A 14825-nucleotide genomic window follows, 5' to 3' on the forward strand; every position below is an offset into this window, starting at 1 on the left:
AACTCTACTGGCTTGATTCTCAAGGAACTGTGGGACAATTTCAAAACAAATGAAAATCAAATTTATATAGACGAAGTAGGAAAACCCAACTTCATCTTAAGTCAATATTCAATTGTAAACATGGTTCCTTGCCCAGTAACTTTAGAGCTTAAGGCAAACAGCTTTAATAGGGATCCTATTTCTGCTGAGTATTTGAGGATGGCGAGAAGGCTTGGCATAGATCCCAAAGACAAAAAGCACAAGGCTTTTATAATCCATCTTGGCGCTGCCTTTGATGAAGAAAGTTTATCTGCTACTCTTGAAAAACTAAGTGCTTGGACAAATATTTTTTTAAATTATGAGGACCCAGGTATGCTTGTTTCCATGAAACAAAGCGAGGGTGGTGACATGCCTTATCTAAATGGAGAAGAGTGTTAATTAATCATTCCTAAGTACAGGAATGCCTCTGTTTCTTTAAAGGAATTGGAAATTTCTCAAGATGGAAAGTTAAAAGAAGTGGCAAATGAATTGTTAGATTTTAATGCTTGTGCTGGAACAACTTTTGTCTGTCAAAACATTAGTGATATCGCTCCAAATGGAAAAATCACCATAAGGTACAGGGATGATGTAATAGAATTTTCACCTTCCATTAGTTTGAAGGACGGCAGCTTGATGCTTCCAGAGGGAGTGACTGACGCAGAAGATATCCTTGATTGGAAGAGCCTAGTCCAAAAAAACATTTACTCACCAACTATGTTTGAAATAATGAAGTCTATAATTGGAAAGGGTTAATAATATTTGAAGCTATAACCTTTGAAGAAAAGTTGCGGCAATTTCTTCAATAATAAAATAAATAAAGAAACAAAAAAGGCACTTACAGAAGTAGGTGCCTTTTGTATGCCTAAACTTAGAAAGAATAGTTTAAAATTAATTGTAATTATTATTTGAGCTATTTACTTTTAATGTTATAATTCACTATCTCTAGGCTTGTCCTTTACTGAAAGGAAAACCGTTAAGATAATGCAGAAAAAGCCTGCTAATTCTACTAAAGAAAATCTCATTCCTAAAAATATGGAAGCAAGTAGGGTTGCAGAGGCTGGTTCCAAGCAACCTATTAGGGTTGCCTTAACTGGACCAATATGTTTTACGCCTTCAAGAAAAACTGAAAAGCCAAGTGCTGTTCCAATAACAATTATTATGGCAATCATTAGCCAAGCTATGAAGTCAAGATCCTTGGGTAAGATCCAAGCCTTGGTCAAGATAGATATGAGTATGCCTCCTAGAAGCATGCCCCAACCAGTTACTATAATATTTCCCCAACGAACTATAATTGGTCTGGAAAAAAGTGTATAGGTTATAACACCTACTGCTGAGAGCAAGCCATAAATAAGTCCAGCCTTTGAAATATTCATATTTCCTGGATTTCCTCCAGTGGAAATTAAGTAGGTTCCAAAGACAGCCAAGAAGACTGCTATTATTTGAGAAAATCTCATCTTAGTTTTTGTAACTATGGACATAAATACAATCATTATTACTACATTAAGACTTTGCAAGACTGTTGCCGTTGCCGAATCTGAATATTTTATGGCGCTGATAAAGGCGTACTGGCATAATAAAAGTCCTAGTATGGCAAAGGCAAAGAGCCAAGCTAGGTCCTTGGGGACAGTCCAAATTTTTAAAACCTTATCCTTTTCCTTAAAAGCCCCTAAAATTAATAGTAAAATTCCTGATAAGACCATTCGTATTGCCGTGACCCAAGATGAATCAATATCATAATTCATAAAAAGATATTGACCACATACACCTGAGATGCCCCAGCTAATAGCACCAAAGGATGCAAAAAATAGACCTCTCAAATTATTGTCACTCTTCAAAAATCTTCCTCCCTAAATGTTGAATAAAATATTTATATTTTAAGTAATAAAAGAAGTTTATTTTATTTCATTTCATCTCCTAAATTTTTAAGCTTATCCACTTGTTCTTCTCGTCCAAGAATAATTAGTATATCTCCAATTTTAAAAGTGTAATCCACTGGAGGATTAAAAAGAAGTTTCCCATCATCAATCTTTTTTATTGCAAGAACAGTGAGACCAGTTTTTCTTGGAATTTCTGCTTCGACTAATGTTTTATTTTCTAAATAAGAACCTTTTTTAACAATTACTTCTTCTAAATCAAGTTCTACGTCGCCCATTCTCGTAACAACATCTAAAAAAGAAATTATATTTGGTTTTATCATAAGTGATGCCATTCTATTGCCTGATATTTCTACAGCAGACAAAGTTTTATTTGCTCCAACTTTTAATAATTTTTCACTTCCAGATTTAGTGATGGCATTTGCTATAATATAAATTTTTTCATTAAGGTTTCTTGCTGTAAGAACAGTTACAATATTATCTACTTCTGTATCAAGTGCTGCAATAAGACCTTTAGCTTTTTCAACTCCAGCGTGTTTTAATACATTTTCTTCAGTGGAATGGCCTTCCACAACTAAAATATTATGATGACTATAGTCATCAAGGTCCTCACGATTGTCAGTTATGACAACAAAATTTAAATTTTCATCTAAAAATTTATTTATAATTACTTCTGCTAATTCTCCAGAGCCACATATTATATAGTGATCATTTAAAGCTGAAATTTTTCTCTCCATTTTGTTTCCCTTCCATAAATCAGAAACTTTGCCTTCAACAAACATAGCTACAATAGTTGTAAAGGCATATCCAACTATACCTACACCTAAAAAAATCATACATATTGAAAATAATTCAGACCAATTACTTGTTGTGCCAACTTCTCCAAAGCCAACGGTGGATATAGTTATGACAGTCATATAAAAAGCATCAACAAAGCCTACATCTAATAAAATCATATATCCCACAATGCCTATAATAAGCAAGAGTGAAAAAGCATATAAAATAAATTTGATTTTTCTTCTTTCGTCCATAAGCCTCTCCTTATAAGAGAGATTATAGTATACTTTAATATAAAAAACTATAAGTTTGAATATTATTAGTTATTATTTTAGTGGAAATTTTATTTAAAATATAAAATTGGAAAGTTTAAAAATTATTTCTCTCTTTCTCCATTTTAATATTTCATAAATTGGGAAAGTATATAACAAAGAACATTATTTTAGGAAGGGGTCTTATATGGCGAAAAATTATACTAAAGACTTGATACGAAAAGAATTTATTAAGCTTTTAAATAAAAAGAAGTTACATAATATTACTGTTACTGAACTTGCTAAGGCATGCAACATTGAGAGAAAAACTTTTTATTATCATTATGATAATTTGACAGAGTTGGTAAAAGAAATCTTTGATGAGGAACTGGATATAGTAATTGAAGAGTTTAACGAAACTTTGTCCTGGGAAGAAAGTTTTATTTCAGCTGCTAAATTTATTTTAGATAATAAGAAAATGGTAAAGCACATTTATGAGTCTGATTATAGAGTTGACCTTGAAAAATATATTTTTTCTATTTCAGGTGAAATTATGAAAAAATATGTTGAAAGAGTTGCCAAGGATACAAAAGCTCAAGAAATTGATATAAAACTTATTACTTATTTTTATCAATGTGCCCTAAGTTCCGCCCTAATTCAATGGGTAGCAACTGATATGAAAACAGATCCAAAAGCAATTGCTCGTAGGATTGGAGAGTTAATGGATGGAAATATTTTACTTTCTTTAAAGAGAAGTGAAAAATTGGAAAAGTTTACCCAAAATTTTGATATTGAGTAAAAGTTACCCAAGTACGCTCTTTTGGTAGATGATACTTTACCTTATAAATGTTTTAATGAATACAGAAGGAAAGATAAAGAACTATTAAAGGGGGATATTATGGAACTTAAAACTCGTGATAAAAGACTTAAATTAACTAATGGAGATTTTCAAAGATTAGTTAAGGCTAGAAAGCCTGAAGGTATTGAAGAAAAGTCTGCATATCTAGTTGGAACAGGAATTGCAGCACTTACTGCAGCTTGCTTTTTAATTAGAGATGCTCACATGGAAGGTAAAAAAATTACTTTCTTAGAACAATTAGATATTCCTGGTGGTTCACTTGACGGTGAATACATGGATACTAGAGGATATGTTGCTCGTGGTGGTAGAGAAACTGGGGCTCACTTCGAATGTCTATGGGATATTTGGAGTTCTATCCCAAGCTTAGAAGACCCAGAAATGAGTGTTTTAGATGATTATTTTTATACAAACTATGATGATCCAAACTATAGTAATTGCCGTATAACTCATAAACAAGGTGAACGTTATGATAATGGTAAATTTAATCTTACACAAGATCAAGTTAAAGAAATAGCTGAACTTTGTATGACCAAGGATGAATTACTTGAAGATAAAGCAATAGAAGATGTGTTCTCAGATGGACTTTTAAATTCTGACTTCTGGACTTTGTGGAGAACAATGTTTGCCTTTGAAAATTGGCACTCTGCCTTAGAAATGAAACTATATTTAAATCGTTTCATTCACCATGTTGGCGGACTTACAAATTTATCTGCCCTTAGATTTACAAGATATGACCAATACAATTCAATTGTAAAACCTATGGTTAAGTATCTTGAAAACCACGGATGTAAATTCCAATACAATATTAAAGTAACAGATGTAGATTTTGATATTTCTGAAAACAGAAAGGTTGCTACAAAAATAATAGCTGAGGATAAAGATGGAAATGATAAGTCTATTGACTTAACAGAAAATGATTTATTATTCATCACAAATGGTTCTATGACAGAAAATTCTTCTTATGGTGATGACAATACTCCAGCAGAACTTTCAGATGAACAAAGTGGTTGCTGGGAAATGTGGAAAAACATTGCTAAAAAATCAGATGACTTTGGTAATCCTGAAGTATTTTGCTCTGATGTAGAAAAGAGTAATTGGGAATCATGTACAGTTACTTGCCATGATGACTCTGTTCCAAAATATATTGAAAAAATTACAAAGAGGAGTCCTTACGGTGGAAAGACTGTAACTGGTGGTATAGTAACTTGTGTAGATTCAAGCTGGCTTATGTCTTGGACAATAAATAGACAAGGACAATACCCAGAACAACCTGAAAACGACATTTGTGTTTGGGTTTATGGTTTATTTACAGATGTTGAAGGCGACTACATCAAAAAGAAAATGAGAGATTGTACTGGAAAAGAAATTACAAAAGAATGGTTATATCATATTGGAGTTCCTGTAAATGAAATTGATGCACTTGCAGAAACTTGCACAGCTGTACCTGTTATGATGCCTTACATTACAGCTCAATTCATGCCTAGAAAATTTGGCGATAGGCCACTTGTTGTTCCAAAGGGAGGAGTAAACTTTGCCTTCTTAGGACAATTTGCAGAAACTTTAGACGACCCAGGAAGAGATACAGTATTTACAACAGAATATTCTGGAAGAACAGCTATGGAAGCAGTTTATGTACTTTGTGGCGTAGAAAAAGCTGTACCAGAAGTTTTTGCTTCAAGATATGACATAAGATATCTTCTAAATGGAATGGTAGCACTATCAGATGGAAAAAAACCTGAACTTCCACTTAGCCCACTACAAAAAATTAAACTTGCTAAGCGCATAAAGGGCACTGACATTGAAGAAATGTTAAAAGAATTTAATATTATTTAATATATTTTTAGATTTTAAGAAAAATTGGGACGGTTCTATCGTCCCTTTTTTATACTTTAGGGGCAAAATTTTCATCAAGACGACAAAAAGCTTTTAGGATTAGAAAATCTTAGGAGCTTTTTTTCTGTAATTTAATATATAATAAGATTAAGTACACAAACAATGTAATTAAATAAAGTGACAAATAAATTTTAAATTAGGAGATTGATATGATAATAAGAAAAGCAAAGGCAGGTGACCTAGACGCAATTGAAAAAATATATAATAAGATACTTTTAAAAGAAGAAATGGGTCAGCTTACTACTGGTTGGGAGCGAGGAATTTATCCAAAGAGAGAAACAGCTGAGGCAGCTCTTAAAAGAAATGATATGTTTGTTATGGAAGATGAAGGATCTATTGTTGGAAGTGGCGTGATAAATAAAGACCAGCTAGATGTCTACGCAAAGGGAAAATGGAAATTTGCTGCCAAAGATTCCGAAGTCATGGTTCTTCACACTCTTGCTATTGATACAGATAAAAGTGGAAGAGGATATGGAAAGAGATTTGTAAAATTTTATGAAGACTATGGGAGGAAAAGTGGCTGCAAGTATTTGCGAATGGATACAAATGAAAGAAATAAACCTGCACGCAGCCTTTACAAGAAGCTAGGCTTTGATGAAATTGATTGTCTCTCTTGCATTTTTAATGGACTTAAGGGAGTAAATCTAATTTTATTTGAAAAAAAGCTTTAAATAAAAAATTATCAATAAATTATAAATTGGAGAGGGTTATGAAAGATATTGAAAAAATTTGTAGGGTCGCCTTGGTGCAAGCTGAGCCAGTTATGTTTGATAAAAATTCATCTTTGGATAAGGCTCTAAAATATATTGAAGAAGCAAGTAAAAAAGATCCAGACTTAATTGTCTTCCCTGAACTTTTTATTCCTGGCTATCCCATTGGCATGAATTTTGGTTTTAGCATGGGGAAGAGAAGTGAAGGTGGACGAAAAGACTGGATGCGCTATTATAATGCATCCCTAGTCCCAGATGATGAAGAATTTCAAGAACTAATAGAGGCCTCTAAAAAAATTGGAGCTTACATAAGTTTAGGATTTTCAGAAAGAGATTCAGTTAGCGGCACACTTTATAACAGCAATGTTATTTTTGAACCCAAGGGGTCTTATAAAATACATAGGAAATTAAAGCCAACTGGAAGTGAACGACTTGTTTGGGGAGATGCCAACAGAAATTATTTTCCAATCACAGAAACAGCCTTTGGTTCTATTGGCAGTTTAATCTGCTGGGAAAGTTACATGCCACTTGCTCGTGTTGCTCTCTATGAAAAGGGAATTACAATTTATATTTCGCCTAACAACAATGACAATCCAGAGTGGCAGGCAACAATTCAGCACATAGCAATAGAGGGCAAGTGCTTTTTCATCAATGCCGACATGATTGTCAGGTCTTCCTCTTATCCAAGGGATATAAATGAAATAGAGGCCCTAAAGGATTTGCCAAGCCTTGTGTGCAGAGGTGGCAGCTGCATTATTGACCCCTACGGACATTATTTGACTGACCCTGTTTGGGATAAGGAAGAAATAATTTACGCAGACCTTGACATGACTTTGGTGGCTGCCTGCAAGATGGAGCACGATGCAGTGGGACATTATGCCAGACCGGATGTCTTGGAACTAAGGGTTAATGAGAAGTAAAAAAATATATAAAAAAACATAAAATTTGAAGAAAAAAGGGACAAATAAAAAAAAGACTGGTAGATAAAATTATCCGCCAGTCTTTTTTGATTTAAAATAAATTATCTTCTCTTTTTCATTGAGCCAAGTAGACCTCTTGCGATTTCTCTGCCTATACTTCGTGTAATTGTTCCTAGCATTGAGTCTATGCCTTTGTCAATGTAAGATTTTTGCTTTCGAGAGGATTTTCTTTCTTTTTCCAATTCCTTCTCACGCTTTTCTATTTCTTTAAGTCTTTCTTCTTCTAATTTTTCTCTTTCTTCCTGAATTTTTTCATTTTCAATTCTTTTAAGTAAAACTTCGTAGGCAGATTCTCTGTCAACCATATCTTTGTACTTTAAATAAAGATTTGAAGATTCTACTAAGTTTCTATATTCAGCATCATTTAAAGTAACAAAGGAGGAATGTGGGGGAAGAATAAGAGCTTTATCTGCAAGGCTTGGTGCGCCACTCTCATCGGCAAAGGAAACTATTGCCTCGCCAGTCCTAAGCTTTATGATTTCTTCCTTTAAATTCATTGAGTCGTCTTGCCTAAAAGTATTTGCAACAGCGTTAATTACCTTTAATTCCTTTGGAGAATAGGCTCTAAGTTGATGAACAATTCTGTTGGAAAGTTGTGAAGAAACTTCTTCTGGCACATCAAGTGGATTTTGCGTAATAAAGAAGACGCCAACGCCTTTACTTCTCACAAGTCTTACAACTTGAATTATTTTATCCTTTAAAACACTTGGAGTATTGTTAAAAAGTAAGTGAGCTTCGTCAAAGAAAAACACAAGCTTAGGTTTATCTAAATCGCCAACTTCAGGAAAGTTTTCATAAATTTCTGATAGGAGATAAAGAAGCAGCATTGAATATAAAAGTGGATTTGAAATTAATTTACTAGCATTTAAAATATTTACAATGCCCCTGCCAGATGCATCAGTTCTCACTAAATCATTGATATCTATGGCAGGTTCGCCAAAAAACAAATCTCCACCAGCATCTTCAATAAATAATAATTTTCTTGAAATTGCAGAAAGACTTTGACTTGCCACATTGCCATAATTTTTGCTGATTTCGTCTCTGTTTTTGTCAACAAAATTTATAACTTGCTTTAAATCCTTTAAATCAATTAACAAAAGTCCTTCGCTGTCGGCAACCCTAAAAATGATATTTAAAACTCCCATTTGTGTGTCATTTAAGTCTAATATTTTAGAGAGCATTAGTGGTCCCATCTCGGAAACTGTAACTCTAAGAGGAATTCCCTTTTCTCCATAGACATCCCACATGTTTACTGGATAATTTTTAAATTCAAAATTAGAGATGCCTAATTCATTAAGTCTTTCTTGTAACTTGTCATTTATTTCTCCAGGCTTAGAAATATTTGCAAGGTCGCCCTTGACATCAGCGAGAATGGTTGGCACTCCAGCATCAGATAGCCCTTCAGTTAAAACCTTAAGCGTTACAGTTTTACCAGTACCAGTGGCACCGCTTATTAGTCCATGTCGATTCACTTTATTTAAAAGAATACTATTTTCAGATTTTCCCTTTCCAATTAAAATTTTGTCCATGAGAACCCCCTTTATTATGAAAGTTATTAGCTATCTTTATTATAGCAAAGATTACAAAAGTTCACATAAAATAAATTTGAAAAATGTTATAATAAATTAAAAGATTAAGAGGGAAAATTATGGAATATATAAAAAAAATTTATGGAGTAAATATAGAAGATCTACCAGGAGATTCATATCTTAGAGAAATTCCCTTTCTAAAAAATTTTAAGGGCATGGATATAGATAGTCCTGTAACTTTTTTTGTTGGAGAAAATGGAACAGGAAAGTCAACACTTCTTGAAGCCTTGGCAGTAAGACTTGGTTTTAATGCAGAAGGCGGTTCAAAAAATTTTAATTTTTCAACAAAAAAGACTCACTCAATTCTTGGAGAGATTCTAGAAATTGGAAGAGGACCAGGCAAGGAGAGGGATGGATTTTTCCTCAGAGCAGAATCCTTTTACAATCTTGCATCAGAAGTTGATAACTTGGCAGGAGGTGGAACTTCAGATTTTTATGATTCTTATGGGGGAAAGTCTCTTCATTTTCAATCTCATGGCGAGAGTTTTCGCTCCCTTATCTTAAATAGATTTAGGGGCAATGGCATTTATCTACTAGACGAACCAGAAGCAGCCCTTTCGCCAACATCAATAATGTCTATCTTGTGCATAATCCATGAGCTAGAAAAAGATGATTCACAATTTTTTATAGCAACACACTCGCCAATACTCCTTGCTTACCCTCATGCGAAAATTTTTGAATTTTCTGAAAATGGCATAGAAGAGAAGACCTATAAAGAGACAGAATCCTATAGCATCACAAAAACTTTTTTAGATGACCCAGAAAAGATGATAGACTTATTATTTAACGAAGAATAAAATTAATATTTTTGATTTAGAGAAGGCTTAGGCTTTCTCTTTTTTTATTGAGGAATAAAGAAATTTTTTTACAAAGTCAAAGAAATGTTTAATTTTTGTTTATGAAAAATATTTTTTATTTACCCTAAAGTAAGCTTGTGGTAATATTGCTGTGGTATCTTTACACTTAGTTAAATATTTATAAATATTATTTGTTTTAGTAACTTGAGATAAAGTAGTAGGCAATTTATTTTAATTTTTTATTTCATTTAATATTTCTTATGAGATTTCCTCATTAAAAATTTTTGTAAGATACTAACTTAAAATATGGAGGAAAATATGAAAAAAGTTGTAGCGACTACTATGGCGACTTTATTATTTGGGCTTTCATTTCCGGTTACTACCTTTGCTTTACCAAATAATACAGAAGAATTAGAGTCTAAGATTGTTGAAGATTTTAATGTAAAAAAATTTAATGGAAGAATAATTGATAGAGATCCAAATTTTAGATTAGCAAGCGTGAACAACAATCAAATGCCAGCTGTGATTAATAGTAATGATGTTGGCGGCGTTAAACCTGATGGCTATGTAAGTGTAAACTATAAAGTTGACTCGTCTATGGGGAAATTTAAAATTGGCGGACATGATATTCCTGAATTTGAATTGACATATTTTGTTGATCCAAAAGTTGGCGTTCAATTATCTGAAGTTTCTAGTGTCAGCCCTCTTGTAACTGACACTTCTAAATATAAATTAGATGAAAAAAATCCTTGGATTATTGAACCAAACTCAACTAATATGCAAAGTGAAGTAAAAGGAGATATAACTTTAACAGCAAATATTACGAAAATTACAACAGGAACTCCTAATCCAGGTCCTAGTATTGCAGATAGAATTAAATCTGACAAATTACATCCTGTAGATATTTCTGTTTGGGAGAATGATGAAATTAATTGGAAAGATGGAGTTAAGCTTGACACTTCTGTAAATGAATCTTATCTTAGAAGAGCCTTTGATGAGGCGAAATTTGAAGGCGACGGTAGAGCTTCCAATTTACAAGCACCAAGTGGAAGCCAAGGAAAAATTGTTGTGACTTTTAAAGACAAATCTTTTATTGAAGTTAAAGATCAAAAGCTTTATGTCTTTCCACATGTAACTGCTTCTACTTATGCAAATGTACCCAAGGATGCAGTAACAACGACTTTCTTCTTAGGAGAGGGAAGTAAAGTTAAAAGTGGTTTAAATGAACAGGTGGGAGATGCAGAACATCATATTCCTTTCCAAACATTTAAGATAAAACCAGGTACAAATATTTATGACTTCCATCTGCCAACTAATAAGAATATTTTTGATAATATTTCTGCCATGCCAGCTGATGATTCTTATTCCGATCTTAAATGGGAGCCAGAAAACTATATTGTTAGTGAAAACAATAAGTCCTTTACTGCAAGGGCGATTAAGTCCTATAAAGTAAAATTTGAATTTAAGGCTTACGATTCCGACAAGGGCAATGAGGAGATTAATTCTTTACCACAAGAATTAATGGACAAAATGCCAAAAGACCTTAAAGTAAAAAAAGGTGACTCCTTTGAAGCAACTAAACCTGAAAACTTCGTTGAGACTATAAAAGATAAGGCTGGTGAAGTTATTAAGGTTTATGAGTGGACTTTTGCTGGGTGGAATCCAACAAAATTTTTAAAAGTAGAAAAAGATGAAAAAATTTCTGGCACTTGGAAAAGAAAACAAGCAACATCTGCTAAACCTACAGCTGACAAGGTAAGTGAAGGCGATAAAGTAATTAAGGGTACAGGCATCTCTGGCTCAATAATAAAAATTTATCTTGGAGAGAAGGAAATTCTTGAGGCTAAAGTTTCTGACACTGGAAATTGGGAAGCTAAATTAGATAGGGGATTAAATAAAGACGAGAAAGTTATAATTACTCAAGTTGAAAAGGGTAAAAAAGATTCTGACAAAGTAGAATCAAGAGTTGTTGAAAAAAATAAGCCAAACCCAAATCCAAATCCAAATCCTAAACCTAATCCTAAACCAGACCAAAAGCCTAATCAAAAACAAAGTCCTAATAAAAGGCCAAGGACAGGGAATATTTTTCCAAAGCTAAAAAATAGGGATTACAATAAAAATTCTATTGAGGTTAAAACTTATTTAGCTAAAAGCAAAATTAATGATAATAAAAATAAGGGCGTAAGACACATCATAAATGTTTTAAGTGGAGAATACGAATTTGTGAAAGATGGAGTGTCTCAAAAGAAAAGAATGGATGTTGTGCCTGTAATAAAAAATGACAGACTTATGCTGCCGCTTAGAAGTCTTGCTGAAATGATTGGAGCAAGAGTAGAATGGGATTCACAAACTAGCATTGCAACTTTTACAAATAATGGATTAGTTGCAAAAATTCAAATTGATGGCGATGAAATTTTACTTTCCAATGGAAAAGTTATAAAAATGGATTCAAAACCACTAAATATTAATGGAAGAATTCTTGTATCTATTTCCAATGTAGGAAATGTTTTTGGACTGACAAATGGAAATACTAAGGACGGCATTGACCAAGATATTGAATGGGATGATGCCAATAAGACAGTTACAATTAATTTAAAAAAATAAATTTTGATAAAAAGAAAATTAAAGTGAAAAGAACTTGGCAATAAAACCAAGTTCTTTTTTAGTATTTAAAATGGTGATGATAAATAATTTAAATAGCTTCTAGAGCTCCTTTGATATCTTCAATGATATCTTCTGCATCTTCGATGCCTACGCTCATTCTTATTAAGTCAGAGCTAATGCCAGCTTGTCTAAGTTCTTCTTCGTTCATTTGTCTGTGAGTTGTGGATGCAGGGTGTAGGACGCAAGTTCTTGAATCCGCAACATGGGTTACAACTGCTGCAAGCTTTAATGAGTCCATGAATTTTGTAGCTGTATCTCTTCCGCCCTTTACTCCAAAGGCAATTACTCCACAGGAACCTTTTGGTAAATATTTTTGTGCTAGTTCATGTTGTGAATCCTTTTCTAGGGCAGAAAAGCTTACCCAAGAAATTTTATCGTTATTTTCTAAGAATTTAGCAACTGCAAGAGCATTTTCATAATGTTTTGGCATTCTCAAATGTAATGTTTCAAGTCCAATGCCCAAATAAAAGGAATTTTGTGGAGATGGAATACTGCCAAGGTCTCTCATTAGGGTTGTAGTCATTTTTGTAATGTAAGCGCCCTTGCCAAAGTTTTCTGTGTAAACTACTCCATGATAAGTTTCATCTGGTTCAGTAAGTCCTGGGAATTTATCCTTGTGTTTTGACCAGTCAAAGTTTCCAGAGTCAATTACAGCTCCGCCAACAGAATTGGCAAATCCATTCATGTATTTTGTTGTTGAGTGAGTTACAATATCAGCTCCCCATTCAATTGGTCTTAAGAAAATTGGAGTAGGGAAGGTGTTGTCAACTATAAGTGGAACTCCGTGGTCGTGAGCAGCTTTAGCAAAAGTTTCTATATCTAAAACTTTAAGTGATGGATTGGAAAGAGTTTCACCAAAGACAACTTTTGTATTTTCTTTAAATTCTTTATTTAAATCTTCAAGTGAAATTGCTGGATCAACAAAAGTTGATTCGATGCCAAGGTCCTTCATTGTGTGAGCAATTAAGTTATAAGTGCCTCCATAGATTGCTGATGATGAAATTACATGATCACCAGCTTTTAAAATATTTAAAAGTGCATAAAAGTTTGCTGCTTGTCCTGATGATGTTAAAATTCCTGCAACACCACCTTCAAGAGCTGCGATTTTATTTGCAACGGCATCATTAGTTGGGTTTGATAGTCTTGTGTAAAAGTAACCAGCTTCCTTTAAGTCAAAAAGATTACCCATTTGTTCAGATGAATCGTATTTAAAAGTTGTAGATTGAATAATTGGCACAACTCTTGGTTCACCATTCTTTGGTTCATAACCTGCTTGTACACATAATGTTCCTAAATTTTTCTTTGTCATTTTTTTCCTCCTAAAAATTTTATTTGTCGGCAGCTCAAGGGATTTTAAATTTATTTATATAACAATAAAAAAAGCTCCCGTCCATAAAGGACGAAAGCTGAGCTTCGTGTTACCACCTTTTTTTATTATTTTATCGCTAAAATAACCTCATAGAGTACCAACATACTCCGAACGCTATAACAGGCGTACCTGTCGCAGCCTAAACTTTTGTCTCGGTGCGATAACTCCAAGGCCATGTTCCAAGGTAATTCTTTTGATTTCTTTCACCAAATGAAATCTCTCTGTGAAAAGTTTTACAATGTACTCTCCTCTTCAAAGTCTATGATTGAGATTATAAAAGTAGTTAAATCTTTTGTCAAGTAAAAATTTTTAAAAATATTTTTTTATCATTCATACTTTAAAAATCTATTAGATAATATTGTGAAAAGACTTGCTTCAATTAAAGAAGATATAAGCATTTTCATGCCGTCAATTTTATTTATTAGTTCAAAATGATTTGTAGTAATAGCAAGTTTACTTGAGGCTACAATATTTTGAAGTGATGGAATTATATTTTGTGCCACAAGACCAAAGCCTATAATGGATATTAGGACTGAGATAAGAACTATTAAGCCAAGAGATTTAAATTTTAGGCTTAGAAAATTCATTATAGCAATTATTGGAATGGAGGATAGGATACTTATCCCAATATAATAAGAGTATAGACCTAGTCCTTCAATGTTAAAGCCACATATAAATTTACCACTTAATACAAATAGTAATAAAAAATAAATTTGAGTGAAGGCTATTATTATAAAGGCAATAAAAGATTTTGCAATAATAAAATTAATATTTTTTAGGGGACTGGTCCTTATTAATTTTAAACCAGCCTTATGTTCTACTGACCATAGGCTTGAAACAATAATTGATATAAGGGGGATTATAAAAAACATAAAGTAAAATAAGGAAGTTTGCGTCCAAAGACTTTCCCATTTGTTCTTTAAGACATCTTGATTTAGTAAATAGTTTATAGTCCCAAAAATATTTGCAAGCAAGGGAATTATTAATACTGTAATTAAAAGTGAAAATAATTTTAATTTTTTAAATTCTATTTTTAACATTTAT

At 32.9% G+C, this 14825-nt stretch carries 12 protein-coding genes, 1 pseudogene and 1 other annotated feature; of the genes and pseudogenes, 8 read left to right on the forward strand and 5 right to left on the reverse strand.

What is annotated here, in order from left to right; genetic code table 11:
- Both Q0U74_RS05090 and Q0U74_RS05095 read left to right on the forward strand, forming a co-directional pair.
- Positions 1-417: pseudogene (locus Q0U74_RS05090) on the forward strand (hypothetical protein); the annotation flags it as partial.
- A 90-nt stretch (positions 418-507) separates the two neighbouring features.
- Complete coding sequence (locus Q0U74_RS05095; protein ID WP_297393031.1) at positions 508-771, forward strand: hypothetical protein; 264 nt, start codon at positions 508-510, stop codon at positions 769-771.
- Between the two features lie 173 nt (positions 772-944).
- Here Q0U74_RS05095 and Q0U74_RS05100 read toward each other — a convergent pair whose 3' ends face one another.
- Together Q0U74_RS05100 and Q0U74_RS05105 are read right to left on the reverse strand one after the other, a co-directional pair.
- A complete protein-coding gene (locus tag Q0U74_RS05100) occupies positions 945-1853 on the reverse strand; it encodes a DMT family transporter (RefSeq protein ID WP_297393032.1) in 909 nt (302 codons plus the stop codon).
- Between the two features lie 62 nt (positions 1854-1915).
- Positions 1916-2923 (reverse strand): TrkA family potassium uptake protein, encoded by a 1008-nt coding sequence (locus Q0U74_RS05105; RefSeq protein ID WP_297393033.1) that lies wholly within the window; start codon positions 2921-2923, stop codon positions 1916-1918.
- 205 nt (positions 2924-3128) lie between these two features.
- On the opposite strand from Q0U74_RS05105, the gene Q0U74_RS05110 reads away from it, so the two are divergent.
- From Q0U74_RS05110 to Q0U74_RS05125, 4 genes are all read left to right on the forward strand, one after another.
- Entirely contained in the window at positions 3129-3719 is a 591-nt protein-coding gene (locus Q0U74_RS05110; protein WP_297393034.1) for a TetR-like C-terminal domain-containing protein, read from the forward strand.
- 99 nt (positions 3720-3818) lie between these two features.
- On the forward strand, positions 3819-5612 hold the full coding sequence (locus Q0U74_RS05115) for an oleate hydratase (RefSeq protein ID WP_297393035.1): 1794 nt from the start codon (positions 3819-3821) through the stop codon (positions 5610-5612).
- 209 nt (positions 5613-5821) lie between these two features.
- Entirely contained in the window at positions 5822-6343 is a 522-nt protein-coding gene (locus Q0U74_RS05120; protein WP_297393036.1) for a GNAT family N-acetyltransferase, read from the forward strand.
- 38 nt (positions 6344-6381) lie between these two features.
- Entirely contained in the window at positions 6382-7302 is a 921-nt protein-coding gene (locus tag Q0U74_RS05125; protein ID WP_297393037.1) for a carbon-nitrogen hydrolase family protein, read from the forward strand.
- Positions 7303-7403: 101 nt separating this feature from the next.
- Here Q0U74_RS05125 and Q0U74_RS05130 read toward each other — a convergent pair whose 3' ends face one another.
- Entirely contained in the window at positions 7404-8891 is a 1488-nt protein-coding gene (locus tag Q0U74_RS05130; protein ID WP_297393038.1) for a helicase HerA-like domain-containing protein, read from the reverse strand.
- A gap of 119 nt (positions 8892-9010) precedes the next feature.
- Here Q0U74_RS05130 and Q0U74_RS05135 point away from each other — a divergent pair, with 119 nt between their 5' ends.
- Together Q0U74_RS05135 and Q0U74_RS05140 are read left to right on the forward strand one after the other, a co-directional pair.
- Entirely contained in the window at positions 9011-9748 is a 738-nt protein-coding gene (locus tag Q0U74_RS05135) for an AAA family ATPase (RefSeq protein ID WP_297393039.1), read from the forward strand.
- 318 nt (positions 9749-10066) lie between these two features.
- Complete coding sequence (locus tag Q0U74_RS05140) at positions 10067-12352, forward strand: stalk domain-containing protein (protein WP_297393040.1); 2286 nt, start codon at positions 10067-10069, stop codon at positions 12350-12352.
- A gap of 88 nt (positions 12353-12440) precedes the next feature.
- Here the strand turns inward: Q0U74_RS05140 and Q0U74_RS05145 are convergent, their stop codons facing one another.
- Positions 12441-13721: an O-acetylhomoserine aminocarboxypropyltransferase/cysteine synthase family protein gene (locus tag Q0U74_RS05145; RefSeq protein ID WP_297393041.1), complete on the reverse strand. Its 1281-nt coding sequence runs from the start codon at positions 13719-13721 to the stop codon at positions 12441-12443.
- 83 nt (positions 13722-13804) lie between these two features.
- Positions 13805-14046: a binding site (T-box leader), on the reverse strand.
- A 61-nt stretch (positions 14047-14107) separates the two neighbouring features.
- Positions 14108-14821 carry an ABC transporter permease gene (locus tag Q0U74_RS05150; protein WP_297393042.1) on the reverse strand — a complete coding sequence of 238 codons (714 nt, stop codon included), beginning with the start codon at positions 14819-14821 and terminating at the stop codon, positions 14108-14110.
- Positions 14822-14825: the final 4 nt, after the last annotated feature.

The organism is uncultured Peptoniphilus sp., assembly GCF_946998875.1.
Classification (GTDB): domain Bacteria; phylum Bacillota; class Clostridia; order Tissierellales; family Peptoniphilaceae; genus Peptoniphilus_A.

Bases quoted from the DNA above. Each gene is read 5' to 3' on its own strand.
- Q0U74_RS05115 (WP_297393035.1), top strand. From the start codon at position 3,819: ATGGAACTTAAAACTCGTGATAAAAGACTTAAATTAACTAATGGAGAT.
- Q0U74_RS05120 (WP_297393036.1), top strand. From the start codon at position 5,822: ATGATAATAAGAAAAGCAAAGGCAGGTGACCTAGACGCAATTGAAAAA.
- Q0U74_RS05125 (WP_297393037.1), top strand. From the start codon at position 6,382: ATGAAAGATATTGAAAAAATTTGTAGGGTCGCCTTGGTGCAAGCTGAG.
- Q0U74_RS05140 (WP_297393040.1), top strand. From the start codon at position 10,067: ATGAAAAAAGTTGTAGCGACTACTATGGCGACTTTATTATTTGGGCTT.
- Q0U74_RS05130 (WP_297393038.1), bottom strand. From the start codon at position 8,891: ATGGACAAAATTTTAATTGGAAAGGGAAAATCTGAAAATAGTATTCTT.
- Q0U74_RS05150 (WP_297393042.1), bottom strand. From the start codon at position 14,821: ATGTTAAAAATAGAATTTAAAAAATTAAAATTATTTTCACTTTTAATT.
- Q0U74_RS05110 (WP_297393034.1), top strand. From the start codon at position 3,129: ATGGCGAAAAATTATACTAAAGACTTGATACGAAAAGAATTTATTAAG.
- Q0U74_RS05135 (WP_297393039.1), top strand. From the start codon at position 9,011: ATGGAATATATAAAAAAAATTTATGGAGTAAATATAGAAGATCTACCA.
- Q0U74_RS05105 (WP_297393033.1), bottom strand. From the start codon at position 2,923: ATGGACGAAAGAAGAAAAATCAAATTTATTTTATATGCTTTTTCACTC.
- Q0U74_RS05145 (WP_297393041.1), bottom strand. From the start codon at position 13,721: ATGACAAAGAAAAATTTAGGAACATTATGTGTACAAGCAGGTTATGAA.